Origin of the sequence: Tardiphaga sp. 215_C5_N2_1 (genome assembly GCF_052076055.1) — a bacterium.
Classification (GTDB): Bacteria; Pseudomonadota; Alphaproteobacteria; order Rhizobiales; family Xanthobacteraceae; genus Tardiphaga; species Tardiphaga robiniae.
In genome coordinates, this window is the sequence record NZ_CP197240.1 from 4,016,309 (window position 1) to 4,034,766 (window position 18,458).

General features: G+C 62.7%; 17 protein-coding genes. 1 reads left to right on the forward strand and 16 read right to left on the reverse strand.

Annotation, left to right across the window (positions count from 1 at the left end; all coding sequences use genetic code 11):
* Nucleotides 1–76 precede the first annotated feature (76 nt).
* Genes AB7828_RS19085 through AB7828_RS19100 form a run of 4 tightly spaced genes read right to left on the reverse strand, consistent with a single transcriptional unit; the run spans nucleotide 77 to nucleotide 5,804 of the window.
* Entirely contained in the window at nucleotides 77–1,279 is a 1,203-nt protein-coding gene (locus AB7828_RS19085; RefSeq protein ID WP_441230893.1) for a xanthine dehydrogenase family Fe-S subunit, read from the reverse strand.
* Nucleotides 1,276–2,109: an FAD binding domain-containing protein gene (locus AB7828_RS19090; protein WP_441230894.1), complete on the reverse strand. Its 834-nt coding sequence runs from the start codon at nucleotides 2,107–2,109 to the stop codon at nucleotides 1,276–1,278. Before AB7828_RS19090 ends, AB7828_RS19085 begins: the two co-directional genes overlap by 4 nt.
* Entirely contained in the window at nucleotides 2,106–4,487 is a 2,382-nt protein-coding gene (locus tag AB7828_RS19095) for a xanthine dehydrogenase family protein molybdopterin-binding subunit (RefSeq protein ID WP_441230895.1), read from the reverse strand. Before AB7828_RS19095 ends, AB7828_RS19090 begins: the two co-directional genes overlap by 4 nt.
* A 39-nt stretch (nucleotides 4,488–4,526) precedes the next feature.
* On the reverse strand, nucleotides 4,527–5,804 hold the full coding sequence (locus AB7828_RS19100) for an amidohydrolase/deacetylase family metallohydrolase (RefSeq protein WP_441230896.1): 1,278 nt from the start codon (nucleotides 5,802–5,804) through the stop codon (nucleotides 4,527–4,529).
* Between the two features lie 164 nt (nucleotides 5,805–5,968).
* Between AB7828_RS19100 and AB7828_RS19105 the strand changes: the two genes are divergently transcribed.
* The gene (locus AB7828_RS19105) at nucleotides 5,969–6,463 is read left to right on the forward strand and encodes a MarR family winged helix-turn-helix transcriptional regulator (RefSeq protein WP_441230897.1); all 495 of its coding nucleotides are present in this window, start codon (nucleotides 5,969–5,971) and stop codon (nucleotides 6,461–6,463) included.
* A 78-nt stretch (nucleotides 6,464–6,541) separates the two neighbouring features.
* On the opposite strand, the gene AB7828_RS19110 is transcribed toward AB7828_RS19105, so the two are convergent.
* The 12 genes from AB7828_RS19110 to AB7828_RS19165 all read right to left on the reverse strand — a co-directional run bounded on the left by AB7828_RS19110 (nucleotide 6,542) and on the right by AB7828_RS19165 (nucleotide 18,192).
* Nucleotides 6,542–6,877: a 2Fe-2S iron-sulfur cluster-binding protein gene (locus AB7828_RS19110; RefSeq protein ID WP_441230898.1), complete on the reverse strand. Its 336-nt coding sequence runs from the start codon at nucleotides 6,875–6,877 to the stop codon at nucleotides 6,542–6,544.
* Nucleotides 6,874–8,595, reverse strand: coding sequence for an FAD-binding protein (locus AB7828_RS19115; RefSeq protein WP_441230899.1), 1,722 nt, complete (start codon nucleotides 8,593–8,595; stop codon nucleotides 6,874–6,876). Before AB7828_RS19115 ends, AB7828_RS19110 begins: the two co-directional genes overlap by 4 nt.
* A gap of 83 nt (nucleotides 8,596–8,678) precedes the next feature.
* Nucleotides 8,679–9,842, reverse strand: a complete 1,164-nt coding sequence (locus tag AB7828_RS19120) for a M20 family metallopeptidase (protein ID WP_244528046.1) — start codon at nucleotides 9,840–9,842, stop codon at nucleotides 8,679–8,681.
* Between the two features lie 43 nt (nucleotides 9,843–9,885).
* Complete coding sequence (locus tag AB7828_RS19125) at nucleotides 9,886–11,469, reverse strand: GMC family oxidoreductase (protein WP_184512244.1); 1,584 nt, start codon at nucleotides 11,467–11,469, stop codon at nucleotides 9,886–9,888.
* A gap of 203 nt (nucleotides 11,470–11,672) precedes the next feature.
* Nucleotides 11,673–11,843 (reverse strand): cbb3-type cytochrome oxidase assembly protein CcoS, encoded by a 171-nt coding sequence (ccoS, locus tag AB7828_RS19130; protein WP_089267801.1) that lies wholly within the window; start codon nucleotides 11,841–11,843, stop codon nucleotides 11,673–11,675.
* A gap of 8 nt (nucleotides 11,844–11,851) precedes the next feature.
* Nucleotides 11,852–12,352: a FixH family protein gene (locus AB7828_RS19135; protein WP_441230900.1), complete on the reverse strand. Its 501-nt coding sequence runs from the start codon at nucleotides 12,350–12,352 to the stop codon at nucleotides 11,852–11,854.
* 11 nt (nucleotides 12,353–12,363) lie between these two features.
* Nucleotides 12,364–13,812: a cytochrome c oxidase accessory protein CcoG gene (gene ccoG / locus AB7828_RS19140; RefSeq protein ID WP_441230901.1), complete on the reverse strand. Its 1,449-nt coding sequence runs from the start codon at nucleotides 13,810–13,812 to the stop codon at nucleotides 12,364–12,366.
* A 100-nt stretch (nucleotides 13,813–13,912) separates the two neighbouring features.
* Entirely contained in the window at nucleotides 13,913–14,788 is an 876-nt protein-coding gene (ccoP, locus tag AB7828_RS19145; protein WP_441230902.1) for a cytochrome-c oxidase, cbb3-type subunit III, read from the reverse strand.
* Between the two features lie 7 nt (nucleotides 14,789–14,795).
* On the reverse strand, nucleotides 14,796–14,960 hold the full coding sequence (locus AB7828_RS19150) for a cbb3-type cytochrome oxidase subunit 3 (RefSeq protein WP_068729582.1): 165 nt from the start codon (nucleotides 14,958–14,960) through the stop codon (nucleotides 14,796–14,798).
* Between the two features lie 12 nt (nucleotides 14,961–14,972).
* On the reverse strand, nucleotides 14,973–15,707 hold the full coding sequence (gene ccoO, locus AB7828_RS19155) for a cytochrome-c oxidase, cbb3-type subunit II (protein WP_441230903.1): 735 nt from the start codon (nucleotides 15,705–15,707) through the stop codon (nucleotides 14,973–14,975).
* Between the two features lie 9 nt (nucleotides 15,708–15,716).
* Nucleotides 15,717–17,348 carry a cytochrome-c oxidase, cbb3-type subunit I gene (gene ccoN, locus AB7828_RS19160; protein WP_089267867.1) on the reverse strand — a complete coding sequence of 544 codons (1,632 nt, stop codon included), beginning with the start codon at nucleotides 17,346–17,348 and terminating at the stop codon, nucleotides 15,717–15,719.
* 133 nt (nucleotides 17,349–17,481) lie between these two features.
* Nucleotides 17,482–18,192, reverse strand: a complete 711-nt coding sequence (locus tag AB7828_RS19165; RefSeq protein ID WP_309942235.1) for a Crp/Fnr family transcriptional regulator — start codon at nucleotides 18,190–18,192, stop codon at nucleotides 17,482–17,484.
* Nucleotides 18,193–18,458 lie beyond the last annotated feature (266 nt).

An 18,458-nucleotide genomic window follows, 5' to 3' on the forward strand; every position in this document is an offset into this window, starting at 1 on the left:
GTCCTCCAGTGTTACGCTGATGAAACTTGCGCAGTCCAAACCCCGCCGCTCGCATGTCCGCGCGAACGTCGATCTCTCACGCCGATCCTCCGCGCCCGGTGAGGCGGCGAACGACATTCGTCGCGCGCTCACGCAGGAGACCAAGAATCAGCGAAACACCATTCAGATCGGCTGCCGCTGACGGCGCCGATGTCACATCGCCCGACAGGCGGCGATCGAGATTGCCGGCGAATTCCGCGACCAGCCGCGCCGCGAGATCGCGCACCAGCCCGCTGCGACCGACCTGTGCCAGCATGCCGGTGAGGCTGTAGCCGATGGAAAGCTCCACACGCGTGGCCACGCCGTCATCCTGCGGCACAAGCCGGTAACGAATCTCGCCTTGCGTAGTGGAGCGGCTGCGCTGGTCGCTGCCTATGCCGAGAATGCGGCCGGCGAGATCGGCCTCGTTGCGCTCAACGCGGGCGGCGCCGTTGAAGTTGGCCGAGATCGGCCCGATCTTGACGCGAATCGCGCCTTCGACACGCTCGGGTCTGGGCGTGCCGACCAGCGTGGCGCCCGGCAGGCACGAGGCGACGGCCGCGATGTCATCGAACAGTGCAAAGACTTTTGCAGGTGCATGCGCGACAGTGAATTGCTGCTCGAGCGTGGTCGATGGCGTGAAGTCTGGAATGTCCAGCGGTGCGATGGCTGCAGCCGGTTCGGATACAGCAGGCTGCGCGGGCATCAGCTTCTGGGAGCTGACACAGGCTTTGTGTCCCGAACCCGCCGGCCCCAGCACCTTGCGGCCAGCATCCGGCTCCGGCGCGATATCGCGCGCGCGGCGCTCTGTGATGACCGACTGCACGGCGCGGACGATGCCGACATAGCCGGTGCAGCGGCAGAGATTGCCTGACATGCCGATGCGGATCTGCTTCTCGTCGGCATCCGGCAGGCGCTTCACCAGATCGCGCGCCGAGACCAGCATGCCCGGCGTGCAGTAGCCGCATTGCAACGCGTGTTCGCGGGTAAAGGCGGCGCGCAGCTCCGTGGCAATCTCGTCATCATCAAGACCTTCGATGGTGGTGACATCGGCGCCATCGCATGCCACCGCATAAGTGATGCAGGAGCGCGTCGGTATGCCATCGACCAGGATGGTGCAGGCGCCACAGACGCCATGTTCGCAGCCGAGATGCGTGCCGGTGAGATCGAGCGTGTCGCGCATCATGTCGGCGAGACTCGTACGTGGCTCGACGTCCCTCTTCACGGCGCGAGTGTTGACGGTGAGTTCGACCGAGTTCATGCCGCGGCCTCCGCAACAGCGCGGCGCAGAATGGTGACGTGAATATGCCGGTCGGCGGCATCGCTCATGCCGGCCTTCGACAGCAGGGTGTCGGCGACGCGCGCGTCGAAGCGCGATTTGAAATCGTTGGTGATACGCCCGCCGAACAGTTCTTCGGCATTGTCGACAATGATAGGCGCGGCCTCGACTGCGCCAATGACGACACGCGCGCGGCCCGCCTCGGGGTCGATCAGCACCGCACCGATGGCATGAGCAAACTCGCCGGTCTTGCGGCAGCTCTTCACATAACCCCAGCGCGCCGAAGGGGACATCACCGGCACACGTACGGCTTCCAGCATTTCGCCGGGCTGCAGCACACTTTCCAGTGCACCCAGCATGAAATCCTTCATCGCTACCAGGCGCGCGCCTTTGGCGCTGCGCAGCGAGAGCGTTGCGCCGAGCGCTGCGAAGGTGGAGACCCAATCGGCCGATGGATCGGCATGACTGAGCGAACCGCCGATCGTGCCGCGATTACGCACCGCGCGATAGGCGATCGCGCTGGCCACGCGCTGCATCGCACCGCGCGTCACGTCGGGAATGCGGCCATCCTCGATATCGGCGTGGGTCACGCAAGCGCCGATCACCAGCTCTTCGCCAGTGACTTCCACATGCTTCAGCTCGGCGAGACCAGTAATATCAATGATGGTGTCAGGAGCCACCAGACGCAGGCTCAGCATCGGTCCGAGCGACTGGCCTCCGGCCATGATCTTGACCATGCCATCGCCAGCCATTGCGGCTAAGGCCGAGGCAACGTCGCTTGGACGCTCATAGGCGAAAGGTGCCGGCTTCATGCGGCGGTCCTCTTCGTATCGCGTGCAGCCAGAATACCTTCCAGCACGCGGCGCGGCGTGATCGGCGACTGCAGCATCTCGACGCCGAGGCCGCGCAGCGCGTCATTCACGGCATTGCCGATGGCCGCCGGCGGCGCGATGGCCCCGCCCTCGCCGATGCCTTTCACGCCGAACTTGGTGTAAGGCGACGGCGTTTCCATGTGATCCAGCCACGGCATCGGCACTTCGGTCGGACCGGGCAGCAGATAATCGGCGAGCGTGGTGTTAAGCGGCTGACCGGCGTGATCAAACGGCATCTCCTCATAGAGCGCCGTGCCGATGCCCTGCGCGAGGCCGCCATAGATCTGGCCATCGACGATCATCGGATTGACCAGCACGCCGCCGTCCTCAACGATGACGTAATCGAGAATTTCCACATCGCCCAAATCAGGATCGACGGCGACGGTGACCGCATGGGCGGCATAGCTGAATGTGCCGCTGTCACGCTGCGGCTTGTAACCGGAGGTCGCCTCCAACCCGCCCGGGTCGACATCGCCGGGCAGATCCTGCGGACGGCGATACCAGGTGTGCGCGATTTCCTTCAGCGTTACGCTGCCATTAGGCCCGCGGATTTCGCCGTCGACCAGCACGACATTGGCTTCATCGACCTGCAGCAGCTTGGCGCCGATCTTCTTGGCGCGCTCGCCGAGTTCGTGACACGCCGTCGCCACAGCGCCACCGGCCATCACCATGCAGCGCGAGCCCCAGGTGCCGGTCGAATAGGGCGTCATCGCCGTGTCGCCATGCACCACACGAATCTTGCCGACATCGACACCGAGCATCTCGAATGCGACTTGTGACAGCGTCGTCTCCAGACCCTGACCGTGCGAATGCACCCCGACCTTCAGTTCGAGTCCACCATCCGGCGTCAGTCGCGCGGTGGCCTGTTCATGGCCGGGCACCATGGGAATGCCCCAGCCGGAATAGACCGAGGTGCCATGTGCGGCTTGCTCGCAATAGATCGAGAGACCGACACCGATCAGCCGGCCGTCATCCTCGCCCTTGCGCTGCCGCGCACGGATGCCATCGATATCGATCTGCGCCACCGCGCGGCGCAGCGCCTCGGGATAATCGCCGCTGTCGAAATGCTTCTTGGTGATGTTGTCGAACGGCATCTGCTCCGGCCGCACCAGATTGCGCAGCCGGACGTCGCCGGGCTCAAGCCCTGCTTCCGCCGCGACGAGATCGAGCATCAGCTCCAGCGCGAAACACACTCCAGTGCGGGCGACGCCGCGATAGGGCAGGATCGGACACTTGTTGGTGGCCACCGAATAGGTGCGGCAGCGATAGGCTGGCATCTGATAAGGGCCAGGCAAGATGCTGACCACCTGCGCGGCTTCGAGGCAGGCCGAGAACGGGTAAGACGAATAGGCGCCGGAATCGACCGTGGCTTCGCAGTCGATGCCGCGCAGCGTGCCGTCGCGATCGGCATAGACGGTGATCTTGTAGTGATGCTCGCGGCAGTTCGAACTCGCGACGAGATGCTCGCGACGATCCTCGATCCAGCGCACCGGGAAGCCGCGCTTCATGGTGAGCCATGACAGGCAGACTTCCTCCGGCAGCAAAATGCCCTTGTGGCCAAAACCGCCGCCGACATCGGGCGAGACGATTCTGATCTGTCCTTGATCCATCTCAAGGCAATCGGACAACCCGTTGCGCACAATGTGCGGCATCTGACTGCCCGTATAGAGCGTGAGCTGATCGAGACGATGATCGAACGTGGCGATGACACCCCGACCTTCCAGTGGCGACATGCATTGTCGCGCGGTCGAGATCTCGCGCGTCACCTTGATCGGCGCATCGAGAGCTTGGGTAATATCGAGTTCGAAGAAGCTCTCGAGAAAGACGTTGTCGCCCCAGTGTTCATGCACCAGAGGCGAGCCGGCCTCACGCGCCTTGAGCATATCGTAGACGGCGGGCAGCTCTTCGAGATCGAGCGTGACGGAGGCCGCGATATCCTCAGCCTCGGCGCGCGTGGGCGCAACGCACATGGCAACGAGCTCGCCGACCTGACGAATTTTATCGGTGGCCAGAATGGGTTGGTCGGACGGCTTGAAGCCGGCCAATCCCGTGATCGCGCGGATCGGCTTGATACCGACAAGATCGGCAGACGTGAACACCACGTCGCGATAGCGTTCCGGAATATGGATCGCCCGGATGCGGGCATGGGCCAGCGGACTGCGGACGAAAGCGACGTCCTGCAATCCCGCCAGTCGGATATCGCCGACGAATTGCCCACGTCCGCGCATGAGGCGGTCGTCCTCCTTGCGCGGTACGCGCGCGCCGACGCCCTGCTTTGAGGCAGGCGCTGCGGGCGAGATATCTCGCTCATTGCGCATCGACGAACTCCCGGCGTCTTCCCAATGGACTTGCAAACCTCAGGCCGCAACGGCCTGAGGAAGGATCGGAGCGATCGGATCGAAGCGGGTGCCTGCACGCAGGCAGAAGGCCGGCTGCAGCAGGCCGTTCGCAATCACGTCGGTGTTCTCGTTGTCGCGCAGGATGTAACGACCGGGCTTTTCGACGAGCACCGAAACGTCCGCATCCATGCCGACCTTGAGCGAGCCGATCTTGTCGGACAGGCCGATCATCTTGGCCGGGTTCGACGTCACCATCGGCACCACCTGTTCCAGCGTGAGACCGAGCGAAATCATCGAACTCATCGCCTGCACCAGGCTGAACTTGGCCTGGCCCTTGAACGGATGGTTCTCGTCATCCTCGTGCTCATCCGGCGTGCCGGCAGGCGCAGGCACCTCGGTGTTGTAACCGTGGATGTCGGCGCCGAGCGTGTTCGGCACGATGCCAGCGGCAATCGCCTTCTTGGCGAGGCGATAGGAGAAGTGGCTGCCATGGCCGACATCGATCTTGAGGCCACGATCGATCGCCGCCTGGATCACCGGATGCACCTCGCCTTCGCGATTGACGAAGCCGCCGGGATGCCGCGTGAACGGATGGGCGAGCACGTCACCTTCCTTCAGCAGCGGAATCACGCGCTCCAGAATCGTATCGACGTCCTCCCCATTATTGCCTGACTCCGGCAGACCCCAGAGTTGGCCGAAATGCACGTAAACCGGCAATTCCGCACGCTTGCCGATTTCGGCCGCCATTTCCATCACGCGAATGCCCCAGCGCGCGAAGCCGCCGATTTCCGCATGGGCCTTGATGCCACGAACGAGATCGCGATTGGCCACCGCCGATTTCACGGTCGCGTCGATATCGACGCCATCGGGGCTGTAGAGGTTGGGATAGAAATGCCCTTCGAGACCGCCGACGAGATAGGCCGACAGAAACGCATAGACGCGCGATTTCGCGGGCTCGGCGATGAAGTGACGAAAGCCGGGCAGCGTCATGCAGGACGGGCCACCCTGATCGATCAGCGTGGTGACACCGGACTGCACGCCGACCATGTCGGGCTGCATGCCGAAACGACCACTGACATACTGATAGACATGCGCATGGGTATCGATCATGCCCGGCAGCACCAGCTTGCCGGTGACATCGACGACTTCCTTCGCGCTGGTCGGCAGAATGTCCGACTGCACGGCTGCGATCTTGCCGTTGCGAATGGCGACATCCTTGAGGCCGTCGACGCCGGCTGCGGGATCGATAACGCGACCACCGCGCAGCAGCAGGTCGAATGAGGCAGTAACAGACATGGCGATCTCCTTACACTTTGGCGGGCCCTCTTTAGAGGTTCACCAAAATACGAAGCATACTTCGTATTTTACAAAAGCAAAGTCCGTGCCATAGGATTGCAGTGCGGCAACTTTTCAGAGCGCTTGCACCATGCGAGAAGCGGCCGATAGCAGGAGACACGACCTTGCCGAGAGCGAAACCGCGGCGCGACCAAGCCGCCCACAAGCCCTGGCCACTGGAACAGCGACCCGGATTTCTGATCCGCAGACTGCACCAGATCCATGTCGCGCTGTTCCAGGAGGCGTGCAGCGCCTTTGAGATGACGCCCCTGCAATACAGCCTGCTGTCGGCGCTGGCGGTGCGCGGGACCGCGGATCAAACGACCTTAGCCGCTGATATTGCTCTGGATCGCACGACGACGACTGGCGCGCTGAAGCGGCTGGAAGCGCGCAAACTGGTGGAACGCCCGGTCAGTGACGACGATCGCCGGGCGCGTGTCTGCAGACTGACTCCCGCTGGCGCGGCGCTGCTGAACAGGATCGAGGCCGCCGCCCGCGATGCGCATCGCGCGACCCTTGGCAGCCTGTCGAAACCGGAACAGGCCACCTTCATTGCGCTGATGCAGCGCATTGTCGCAGAGAACGCCACTCGCAATGCCGCGCCCGATCTCGCGGAATAAGAGCACCGGACAGCAGTTTCGCCAGATTAGAGCGACTATAAATTAATCAGGCTGATCGCCTTAGAGGCAGACAACCACTCAGGAACGCAACACCAACCGCTCATCCGGCGGCGCGATTTCGGTGACGAGATCGCGGATCAGCGCCTTTTTCGGCAGCGGCGCCAGCGTCGTCATTCCCTCTTTGAGCCGAACCGTGCAGGCGTAATCAACCTTGCCGTCGATCAACATCATGCATTCCTTGCACGCATTCGCATTGATGCAGGAGAAGCGAAACGCCAGTGAGGGATCCATGCTGCGCCTGATGGCACGCAAGCCGTCGAGAATGGACTGGCCGTGTTCGAAGGGAATGTCGAACATGTCCTGATGCGGCGCTTCACCGAAGGCGCCGCGCTGAATGCTAAGTGTCGCCTTCATGCGGCAGCCTTTCCGGTGGTCGGCATCACTTTGCGCAGGGTCATGTCGCCATCCGACATCGACACGATCTGGTTGACGCTCCACGCATCGTTCAGACCGAGATGATCGTCACGCTGATGCGCGCCGCGGCTTTCGGTACGCGCCAGCGCTGGTATGGCAACCGATTGCGCGACAGCGAGCATGTTGCGCAGATCGAGCCAGTCGGCCAGCACAGGATCGAAGGTTTCGGCCGACGCGAACGGCGTATCGCCGATATCGGCCTTCAATTGCGCGATGGCTGATATCGCTGCACGCAGCCTGGCATCGGTGCGGAACGGCCCCACATCATCGGCCATCACGGCCTGCAGCTTCACGATCACCGCCGCGGGGTTTGGCGCATCGCGCTTGCTGGCGCTGCGCAGCAGATCGATCGCCGGTTTCGCCGCATCGGCAGACCCCGTCGCAGTGCCCTGCTTGGCACGTTCGGCGGCGCTACGGCCTGCCCGCGCGCCGAACACGAAGGCTTCGGTGATCGCATTGCCCGACAACCGGTTGGCGCCATTGGCACCGCCGACCGCCTCCCCGCAGGCATAGAGCCCGGGCACGCCGGTCGCCATCGTCTCATCCACGCGGATGCCGCCCATATGATAATGCGCGATCGGGGCAACCTCGACCGGGCGCTGTGCGAGATCGATGCCGTTCTCGGCGAGCCGATCCACCACCGGCCCGAATGCCTTGCGAATTTCAGCTTCCGGCACATGCTGGAAGCTGAGATAGGCGCCGCCGGCGGGGCTGCCGCGGCCCGCTTCGACTTCCTTGGTGATCGCATAGGTGGCCAGATCGCGCGTCAGCACATAGGTGCCGTCGCTGCGCTTGTCGCGCGTTGCATAGTCCTCTTCGAATTCGCGCATCTCGGAATTAAGCAGCTTGCCGCCGAGCTTGTAGCGGAACGGGTCCCACATGATCGGATCCATGCCGACGAGGCGCGGTGCCAGATGACCGATCGGGAAGAACTGCACGAATTCCATGTCGATCAGTTCGGCGCCCGCACGCAAGGCAAGCGCATAACCGTCGCCGCCCATATTCGACGACGCACTGTTACGCCGATAGAGACCGGTCAATCCACCGGTCGCAATCACCACCGCTTTCGCGGCCAGCGTCACTGCCTGCCCGGTCGGCAGATGCAGCGCCGTGGCGCCGCAGGCTTCGCCATCACGCAATGCGATATCGACAATGGTGAGATCACCGATGCGACGAATGCCGCTCGCATTATTCAGCTGCGTGCGCAGCGTCTTCGACACTGCGGGACCGGTGGAGAGAAAGTCCACATAGGCACAACGCGGCCGATCATGGCCCGGCGCCTGCGCCTGTTTAATATGCCCGTCCTCGCGCGCCCAGCCGACCTTCCAGGCATCCATTTCGCGCAACCGCTGCGGGCCATCTTCGCAGAGCAACGCCGCAAGACGCTCGTCGCAGAGCCCGCGGCCTGCCGCGAGCGTGTCGGCGAAATGATGTTCCCAGTGATCCGGTGTCTGCTCGCCCAAAGCGGCTGCGACCGTCATCTGGGCCATCACTGTGGCGCCGCCACGCCCGATCAGGCTCCGATCGGCGAGAATAACCGACGCGCCACCCTTCGCTGCTTCCAGCGCCGCATACATGCCGGCGCCGCCAGCGCCGATCACGAGAACATCGGCTTCGAGATGGGTGGGAACCGAAGTATTGGGAGAAGGTGATGTCATGATCAGGCGAGTGTCTCTTCAAACAAAGGCGTTGTCAGCAACCGTCGCCGGGCCAGAACCATGCCACGCGGCGTCTCCCGTCGTCAGATCTCCGTGCGCAGGATCGCCCGCGCCAGTGTCTGTGCACGCGGAACAATGCTCTCAATATCCAACCACTCCAGATCGGTATGGACATTGCCGCCGACCGGGCCAAGCCCGCACAATGTCGGCGTGCCGACGCTGGCGGTGAAACCGGAATCTGCGCAGCCGCCGGCAAATTCGCCGGTCAGCGTGGTAAGGCCCGAGTCGACAGCGGCCGCCTGATAGGCTTCGAACATCGCCTTGGCGGCAGCGTCCTGCACCAGCGGCAGGAATTCGCCGTTGATGTGCAGCTTCGCCGTCGTGCCCGGCACGGTCGATGTCGCGATGATCTTTTCGATGGCGCCCATAATGGTGGCGCGATCGGCCGGATCGATGTAGCGGAAATCGATCTCGCCTTCGGCATGGGGCGCCGTGGTGTTGACCGACTGGCCGCCCGACACCAGGCCGACATTCAGCGTGATGCCCTTGTCCATATCGGTGAGCGCATGAATCTGCACGATCTTGTGCGCGAGTTCGCCGATGGCACTGATGCCCACCGAGAAATTGTTGCCGGAATGCGCGGCCTTGCCGAATACCTCGAAGCGCATGAACACGCCGCCCTTGCGGCCCGTGGTGATATTGCCGGTCGGACGTCCCGGTTCCGAATTATAGACGGCGCGCGCCGCACGGCCCTCGCGCTCGATGATCGGCCGCGACGAGCGCGACGCGATCTCCTCATCGCCGGTGATCAGCAGCTTGATGGGGCACGGCGCAGCATCGAACTTCTTTAGCGCGGCGGCCACGAATACGTTGATGACGACGCCGGCCTTCATGTCGGCAACACCAGGCCCATGGGCCAGATTGCCTTTAATAGTGAAGGGGCGCTTGGCGACTTCGCCCTTGGGAAACACGGTATCGCGATGGCCCATCAGCAGGATCGGCTTTTCGTTGCTGCCGGGTTTGGTGATCAGCCCATGCACGGCATCGCCATAGACATCATGAGGCTCGCGCCAGGTTTCGATGCCGTATTCGGCGAAGTGCTGTTCGAAACGAGCGCCGACGGCATCGACACCTTCCTTGTCGAAGGAGCCGGAATCGATGTTCACGACGTCGCGCAGCAGGTCGATCATCGGCTGCTTCTGGGACGCGAGCCAGTCGATGATCTGGGTTTCGGTAGTGTTCAACATGAATTGTCCTTCGGTCACTCTTGAGCGCTTGCGTTGCGCGTTCTTACTTCGCCATCGCCACGACGGGCGACGCTACATTCGACCTGCGCATCATCATGCGCGCAATGGCTTCGCCGATCACCACCGTGGTGAAATGAGTGTTGGCGCGGCAATCCGACGGCATGATCGACGCATCGGCAATGCGCAGACCCTTGAGGCCCTTCACGGTGCCATCCGGATTGACCACGCCACCCGTATCCTTGAAGCCGGTCATGCGGCAGGTGCCGGCGGCGTGCTGGATATCGCCGGTGTCACGGCGCAGCACGGCTTCAAGCTCGCGCGTCGGCAACGCCGCCGCCTGCGGCAGCGTCATGTCGGTATCGGTGAGGCGGATCCAGTCCGCGATGCCGGCCAGCGCCGGCTGCGTGGTGATCACGGCAAGCCGCTTCACGGCATCGACCATCCGCAGCATGTCGCGGGGGTCTGCCAGCATGTTCTCCTCGACGATCGGGTCGATCGACGCATCGGTCGATGCGAGCTTCAGCGTGCCGCGTGAGAACGCATTGAACAGGCCAGCGCCGATGGCACCGGGATTGCCGATGCCACGGTGATTGAACGCGATCAGGATCATGTCGCGCTTGCCGCCCTCGGCCAAGCCCGACGAGTAAGTTACACAGCAATTGGTGTGGCGGGTGTCCCGATCCTTTGGCGCGACGGCATCCTGCAGCTTGAGGGTGGTGCGAAACAGCGGATGATCGAAGAAATTCCGGCCGACGGGCAGATCGCACTCGACAGCGATGCCCATGTCCTTCAGCTCGTCCGCCGGACCGATGCCCGAGCGCAGCAGGATCGCCGGGCTGTGGATCGAGCCACCGCATAGCACGATCTCGCGCGCGCTGATTTCCTGCGTGCCCTGCCCCTCGAAGTGCACGATCACACCGGTCGCCTGACCGTCCTTGATCACAACGCGGTCGACCAGCGCATGACCGCGGATTTCGAGATTGGCGCGGCCGCGCGCCGGTTCGAGATAGGCTTCATTGGTGGAGATGCGACGCAGATCGCGGCTGTTGATCGGATAGCAGGCAACGCCTTCGCCATCCGGTCCGTTGACGTCGTCGCACCACGCATAGCCCGACGCCAGCGCCGCATCGCGCAAGCCCTTGTCGATCGGCCCCCATGTCTGCGGCGGCGCGCGATAGACCGGCAGCGGACCACCACGGCCATGGCCGGGCCTGTCGCCGAAGTCCAGATCATCCTCGATCACCGAGAATAGCGGCATGACGTCCCTGGCCGACCAGCCGGTGCACCCCAGCGATGCCCATTCGTCGAATGCAGCGGCGACACCGCGGATCGCAATCTGGCCGTTCATCATCGACGAACCGCCGAGGCCCTTGCCGCGCCAGTAGAAGCGCTGATCCTGTCCGGCAACGCGACGCGAATGCAGCTGCGGCCACTGCCACTTTTCCTGAAATTCGCGCTGGTGAATGATCGGGATCGGGTTCGCTGTGGTGACTTCCCACGGCGCATCCGCCGCGCGCCAGTCGAGCCCGGCTTCCAGCAGCAGCACGCGCGTGGCGGGATTTTCGGAGAGCCTGGCAGCCACGGCAGCGCCGGCAGATCCACCGCCGACGACGATCACATCATACATAGTGCTTCATTTCTTTCTGCTGCGGCGCCCTACGCCGATCTTGTCCGGCCGAACGCGTGCAAAATCCGTTCCCGCCATTATGCGCCCGGTGCACAGCAGACGCCAGCACGCGCGCTGCAGAGGCAACGCGCGGCAAAGGCATGGCGGTTGGAAAAATATGGCCACAAGTTGTGGCGGTGATGGATTGAACGGAAAGAGCCGCCTCAGAGGGGATCGCCAGGCTTCTTCGCCGGCGGATCCTCATCGAGAATCGCGCGCCATCCCGCACCTTCCAGATCCTCATACTGTCCGCTTTTCAGCGACCACATGAAGGCCCAGAGGCCGAGCAACCCAAGCGCGAGCGCCAGCGGCACGAGGACGACGAGGGACTGCATGGTTGGACCTATTTCAGCACGAGGCGGTTCTTCGACAGGAACATGCGCTGTCCGCCGGCCTCGCCTTCAAGCACCAGATCCCACAGTCCCGGCGCAAGTTCGGCGACCTTGCCGCGATACAGCACTCCGCCAGCCCCGACGAGCTCAACCGGCCGGTCCGCGCGACGATCGGCCGGCCGCTCCAGCCGACCGGTGAAGGTCAATCCCGCGATCGGGTTGCCGTTGCGATCGCGCGCTTCGACGCGGACGGCAGCATCACCTGCAGCATCGCGCTCGACATGCGCGCTGACCTTCCAGCCGCGACTGCTCTGGCCGCGTGCGGCCTCGATTTCGTTGCCGTAAGCGAGGCTCGCTGTATAGGGACTATCCACCTCGACACCCGGCAGCGTCTCCAGCGCAAATTTCATCATGACGACATTGACGCCGATGATCATGCCGAAAAACAAGACCAGGCAGATCAGGACGAACCGGCCGGTGATCGGACGAGGTGCGGCAACGACGGCGCTCATATTGTTCTCCTTCACGGTGCAACGAAATGATCGGTCGCCGACGCCATGTCGCCATGGACGGCATCGGTGACACGCATCACGAGCGGGAGCGACTTCTCGGAATTGATTGCCGCGGGCGCCGTCACCAGTACGCGCAGCTCGGTGGTCTGGTCGCGGCCAAGCACGATCTCCGGCCGGCCCGATGACACCGCATCCATGCCCACCACATGCACCCTGGCATTAACCGGCCCGTTGACATCGAGCGTGACCACGCGGCCGGCGCCAAGCTTGTTCAAGAGGCGCACCGTATAGGCATTGCGGATCGAACCGTCGCTGAGGCGCACGGCAACCGGATTGCGATCATGCAACACGTTGATGTCGAGCAGCGAACGGTTCAGCAGCGCGTAGAGCATCACCGCACCGACAGCGACAATCATGCCGACATAGGCCACCGTACGCGGCCGGATGATGCGATAGATTTCGGACTTGCCCGCCTTGCGCCTGGCAATGTTGATGTCGGTGTCATAGCCGATCAGCCGGGTCGGCCGGCCGATCTTGCTCATCACGCCGTCGCAGGCGTCGATGCACAACCCGCACTGGATGCAATCCATCTGTAGTCCGTTGCGGATATCGATGCCCACCGGGCAGACATTCACGCACTGATGGCAATCGATGCAGTCGCCGGCAGGCTGGCCGAGCGCACGCAACTCCGCAGCCTTCTTTAGCGAGGTCCGTTGCTCGCCGCGATCGGTCTTGTAGGTGACGTTGAGCGCCCATTCGTCGGTGAGGGCCGCCTGGATGCGCGGCCACGGGCACATATAGAGACAGACCTGCTCGCGCATCCAGCCGGCCAGTGTGTAGGTCGTTGCCGTCAGGATTGCGATCCAGATATAAGCCAGCGCCGGCGCTTGGAAGGTGACGAGTTCCTTCACCAGCGTCGGCGCATCGTTGAAATAGAGCACCCAGGCGCCGCCGGTCCACCATGCGATCAGGAGCCAGATCGAATGCTTCATCGTCAGTTCGACGACACGCTGCAGCGTGAGCCCTTCGGCCTCCTTCTTCATCCGCTCACGGCGGTCGCCTTCGATCAAACGCTCGACGGCGAAAAACAGGTCGGTCCAGACTGTCTGCGGACAGAGATAACCGCACCAGACGCGACCACCGATGGCATTCATCAGGAACAGCGTGAGGGCGGCAAGGATCAGCAGGCCAGTGAAGAAATAAACTTCCTGCGGCCACAGCTCGATGAAAAAGAAATAGAAGCGGCTGTTCGGCAGGTCGACCAGCACCGCCTGATCGGGGGCACCGGGACCGCGATTCCAACGCACGAAGGGCAGCAGATAATAGATGCCAAGGCAAACCGCCATCAGCGCCCATTTGACGTTGCGATACCTGCCGGAGACCTTCTGCGGATAGACTTTCTTCTGCGCCGCATAGAGCGGGCCGTAGTCGAATTCCTCGGGTGCAACGGGCTTGTTCATGGAGGTCACTCTCGTCTTTGGAATGACCCTAGACTTCGCCGGTGCGATGCAATTGATGTACGTCAAAGGCACGCGCGGGATTGGCCGCGCGCGCTATGACTTATTGTCCACCCCCCAGCGAATGGACATAGATCGTCAGTGCCTTGATGGTCGCCGGATCGAGACGGCCAATCCAGGCCGGCATCACGCCGTTGCGGCCATTGGTGATGGTCTCGACGATAGTCGCTTCGTCCGAACCGTAAAGCCAGATATTATCGGTCAGGTTCGGCGCACCCATGTCGGGATTTCCCTTGCCCGCGTCGCCGTGACACGAGGCGCAGTTGTCGGCGAACAGCTTCTGGCCGGCATTGGCGTCGTAACCCTTGGCCGTCGGCAATCCAGACAGTGAGCGCACGTAGTTTGCAACCGTCTCGATCTCCGGCTTCTTCAACATGCCGTCGCGGCCGAAGGCCAGCATCGATCCTTCATGCGATTCCGCATGGGCGGAACGCGCGCCGAACTGGATTGTCTTCTCGATCTGCTCCAGTGTGCCGCCCCACAGCCAGTCGTCATCGTTCAGGTTGGGGAAGCCCTTGGCACCGGCGGCACCAGTACCGTGACATGGCGCGCAATTGTCGCCGAACACCACACGGCCTCTGGCGCGCCCCAGCGCCAGCAGCGCCGGATCCTTCTCAATTTCCGCGAGCGGCGCAGCGCCGAGCGTCGCCATCTTGCCTCCGCGGATCTTCTCGAGATTGGCGAGATCGACGGCGACATCCGCGCGTGATGAATAGCCCATGACGCCCGTCGCGTAGCTCTGCACCAGCGGCCAGGACGGATACACGACCCAATAGCCGATCGCCCAAACGATGGTGAGATAGAAAGTCATCACCCACCAGCGCGGCAGCGGCGTGTTGAGTTCTTTGATGCCGTCCCAGGAGTGACCTGTGGTGGTCTTGCCAGTGGCCTTGTCGAATTCGCCTTCGTGATCGCTCATGATCTGATCAATCCTCTCGCAACGGCTGACGCGCGGCCGCGTCAAACATCGCCTTGTTGCGGGGCCACAAAGCGTAAGTCAGAATTGCGATGAAGATTCCGACAAAGACCGGCGTCCAGAATGTGAGGACGAGGTTCGACGCGAAGTTCTCGACGGTCAGGATTGCGCGCATGCTTCCATCTCCTCAGCGGAGGTTTGCTTTTTCGTTGTAGAGTTTGAAATCGACCAGCGTGCCCAGCATCTGCAGATAGGCCACCAGTGCGTCCATCTCGGTGGGCAGCCCCGGCTTGCCATCGAAGTTACGTGCCACCGATTTCGGATAGCGCTTGAGCAGCGCGTCGGTATCGCCATTGTCGGGATCGGCCTGGGTCTTCAGGTCCGCCACCGCATTGGCGATCTGATCGTCCGTATAGGGCACACCCACCGCGCGGTTGGTGCTCAGATGATCGGCGATGGTCTCGGTGCTGACAGGCGTCTCGGCCAGGAACTTGTAAGACGGCATCACCGATTGCGGGACGATGGCGCGCGGATTGCTCAGATGCGTGACGTGCCACTCATCGGAATACTTGGCACCGACGCGGGCCAGATCCGGCCCCGTGCGCTTCGAGCCCCACTGGAACGGATGGTCATACATGCTCTCCGCCGCGAGCGAGTAATGCCCGTAACGTTCGACCTCGTCACGCAGCGGCCGCACCATTTGAGAATGGCAGAGATAGCAGCCCTCGCGGACATAGACGTTGCGCCCTGCCAGCTCGAGCGGCGTGTAGGGCCGCATGCCCTCGACGGCTTCGATGGTGCTCTTGAGATAAAACAGAGGTGCAATCTCGACGATGCCGCCGATGGCGATGACGAGAATGATACCCACGATCAAGACGATCGAGTTCTTCTCGAAGATTTGGTGCCGACTCCAGAACGACATGATTGATCCTCACTCAGCCGGCTGCAACGTGGCGCCAGGGCTCGACAGCGCGCCCTCTTCCGCCTCGCCGACGCGCACGGTCATCCACAAATTCCAGGCCATGATCAGCGCACCGATCAGGAACAGCCCGCCGCCCGCGGCACGGATGATGTAGAACGGGTGCATCGCTTCGACGCTTTCGATGAAGGAATATTCGAGGAAGCCCAGCGACGTGTAGGCGCGCCACATCAGACCCTGCAGGATGCCCGACACCCACATCGCCGAGATGTACAGAACGATGCCGAGCGTCGCGATCCAGAAGTGCCACTCGACCAGCTTCAGGCTGTAGAGCTGCTTGCGATTCCACAGCCACGGCACCAGGCAGTAGAGCGCGCCAAAGGAGACGAAGCCGACCCAGCCAAGCGCACCGGAATGCACGTGACCGATAGTCCAATCGGTATAGTGGCTGAGCGAATTGACCACCTTGATGGACATCAGCGGACCCTCGAAGGTCGCCATGCCGTAGAACGCCACCGACACCACCAGCATGCGCAACACCGGATCTGTGCGCAGCTTGTCCCATGCGCCGGACAGCGTCATGAGGCCGTTGATCATGCCGCCCCAGGAGGGCATCCACAGCATGATGGAGAAGGTCATGCCGAGCGTCTGCGTCCAGTCGGGCAGTGCCGAATAGTGCAGGTGATGCGGACCCGCCCAGATGTAGAGGAAGATGATCGCCCAGAAGTGCACGATCGATAGCCGATAGGAATAGACCGGTCGCTCGGCGCGCTTCGGAATGAAGTAATACATGATGGCGAGGAAGCCGGCGGTGAGGAAGAAGCCCACCGCGTTGTGGCCGTACCACCACTGGAACATAGCATCCTGCACACCGGCCCAGGCGACATAGGACTTGGAGCCGAAGACCGAGACGGGCAGCGCAGGGTTATTGCCGAGATGCAGCACCGCGATGGTGATGATGAAGGCGAGATAGAACCAGTTGGCGACGAAGATATGCGGTTCCTTACGCTTCACGAGCGTCATCAGGAACACCAGCAGATAAGTCACCCAGACGATGGTCAGCCAGAGATCGGCATACCATTCCGGTTCGGCATATTCCTTGGACTGCGTGACGCCGAGCAAATAGCCGGTGCCGGCAATGACGATGAAGAAATTATAGCCGAGCACCACGAACCACGGCGCAAGATCGCCGGCGAGCCTGGTACGGCAGGTCTTCTGCACCACGAAGAACGAGGTCGCGATCAGCACGTTGCCGCCGAAGGCAAACACCACCGCCGACGTATGCAGCGGCCGCAGCCGGCCGAAGCTGGTCCAGGGCAGATTGAAGTTCAGGTCCGGCCACGCCAACTGCATGGCGATCAGCAGTCCCACCGTGAAGCCGGCGATGCCCCAGAATACCGAGGCAACAGCGGCAAACTTGATCGGCCCGAAATTATAATTCGGCCGCCCGTCGATCTCCTGCGGTGGCAATGCGCCGCGCTCGAAATAGCGATTGAGGATGACGAACACGGAGGCCAGGCTGGCGAAGCCGGCCAGCGTCACGTGAAAGGCATAGGCCGCATCTTCCGCCTTGGCCGCTGCGATGATGGAGAGAAATACGGTGGCCGCGAGGATCACGGTCAGACCGGCCTCGCCGATCGTCATCCACTTCACGCTGTCAGTCTGGTTCGTCATGATGATTCTTTCCCGAGCACGCACCCATCAATCACGGCGGCGCGCTCAGTGAATTGATTGAAATCAAAGTTGGGGGAAGCTCGCTTGCTGGCTGCGCGAGGCGTCAGGCGAGAGCGGGAGCCGCGACGGATTCGGTGTCCAACAGCCGGATGCGGCCAGGCAGAATCTCGATCGTGCCGCGGCGTTCGAGCTTGGCCAGCGTCCGGCACACGGTCTCGACGGTGAGGCCGAGATGATCGGCGATATCGCGTCGACTCATCGGCACCGGAAGCGGATCGACGTCGCGGCCGAGCCGTACCAGCCGGTCGCGCCAGTACGTCAGGAACACGATAAGCTTCTCTTCCGCTGCACGGCGGCCCAGCGAAAACATCTTGTCATGCGCGTCGGCGATCTCGGTCGCCATCAGCGCGACGATCTCGTTCAGCACATAGGGCCGGTGACTGGCGAATTGCGCGAACTTTTCACGCGGGATTTCCCAGACCACTGCAGGACCGATTGCAGCGGCGGACACTTCATGATGCCCCTGCGTTGCGATCTCGAGGACGTCGCCCGGCAGCGCAAAGCTTATGATCTGGCGACGATTATCGCATTCGGTCCTGTAGATGCCGACCACACCCTCGACCACGCTGAAGCATTTGCCCGCTGGCGCCCCCTGCGTGAACAGGACATCCTGCGAAGTATAGGGCACCCGCTCGCCCAGGGTCATCAACTGGCGCAGATCGGCGGCGCCCAGATGAGACAGGAAGCCGCCCGGCTGCGCAGCCGCATTCGCACAAGGCGCAGCGAACGACGATGCAGCCATCAGCTTTGTCATGCGCTCCCCGGGTTTCGTTGGCCTCGCGGAAGTGCGGGGCACTTTTGGATAACCGGATCAGCGCGGCACACATTGATACACATCAATCGCCTCTTACCTCTCCCCGCATCTTGCGCGGGGAGAGGTCGGGTCGCGCGCATCGCGCGTGATCCGGGTGAGGGGCGGCGCACTGCAGCTGCCGCCTAGCAAGACCTATCGAATCGAAGAAGCGGAGATGGCAGTGGCTGAGGTGCCACGCCCCTCACCCCACCCCTCTCCCCGCACAG

What these genes read in the sequence shown, in the direction of transcription:
- AB7828_RS19110 (WP_441230898.1), bottom strand. Translation starts at nt 6,877, where the DNA reads ATGAAGGCGACACTTAGCATTCAGCGCGGCGCCTTCGGTGAAGCGCCG.
- ccoP (WP_441230902.1), bottom strand. Translation starts at nt 14,788, where the DNA reads ATGAGCGATCACGAAGGCGAATTCGACAAGGCCACTGGCAAGACCACC.
- ccoO (WP_441230903.1), bottom strand. Translation starts at nt 15,707, where the DNA reads ATGTCGTTCTGGAGTCGGCACCAAATCTTCGAGAAGAACTCGATCGTC.
- AB7828_RS19085 (WP_441230893.1), bottom strand. Translation starts at nt 1,279, where the DNA reads ATGAACTCGGTCGAACTCACCGTCAACACTCGCGCCGTGAAGAGGGAC.
- AB7828_RS19115 (WP_441230899.1), bottom strand. Translation starts at nt 8,595, where the DNA reads ATGACATCACCTTCTCCCAATACTTCGGTTCCCACCCATCTCGAAGCC.
- AB7828_RS19150 (WP_068729582.1), bottom strand. Translation starts at nt 14,960, where the DNA reads ATGCGCGCAATCCTGACCGTCGAGAACTTCGCGTCGAACCTCGTCCTC.
- AB7828_RS19165 (WP_309942235.1), bottom strand. Translation starts at nt 18,192, where the DNA reads ATGACAAAGCTGATGGCTGCATCGTCGTTCGCTGCGCCTTGTGCGAAT.
- ccoS (WP_089267801.1), bottom strand. Translation starts at nt 11,843, where the DNA reads ATGCAGTCCCTCGTCGTCCTCGTGCCGCTGGCGCTCGCGCTTGGGTTG.
- AB7828_RS19120 (WP_244528046.1), bottom strand. Translation starts at nt 9,842, where the DNA reads ATGTTGAACACTACCGAAACCCAGATCATCGACTGGCTCGCGTCCCAG.
- AB7828_RS19095 (WP_441230895.1), bottom strand. Translation starts at nt 4,487, where the DNA reads ATGCGCAATGAGCGAGATATCTCGCCCGCAGCGCCTGCCTCAAAGCAG.
- AB7828_RS19125 (WP_184512244.1), bottom strand. Translation starts at nt 11,469, where the DNA reads ATGTATGATGTGATCGTCGTCGGCGGTGGATCTGCCGGCGCTGCCGTG.
- AB7828_RS19135 (WP_441230900.1), bottom strand. Translation starts at nt 12,352, where the DNA reads ATGAGCGCCGTCGTTGCCGCACCTCGTCCGATCACCGGCCGGTTCGTC.
- ccoG (WP_441230901.1), bottom strand. Translation starts at nt 13,812, where the DNA reads ATGAACAAGCCCGTTGCACCCGAGGAATTCGACTACGGCCCGCTCTAT.
- AB7828_RS19090 (WP_441230894.1), bottom strand. Translation starts at nt 2,109, where the DNA reads ATGAAGCCGGCACCTTTCGCCTATGAGCGTCCAAGCGACGTTGCCTCG.
- ccoN (WP_089267867.1), bottom strand. Translation starts at nt 17,348, where the DNA reads ATGACGATCGGCGAGGCCGGTCTGACCGTGATCCTCGCGGCCACCGTA.
- AB7828_RS19100 (WP_441230896.1), bottom strand. Translation starts at nt 5,804, where the DNA reads ATGTCTGTTACTGCCTCATTCGACCTGCTGCTGCGCGGTGGTCGCGTT.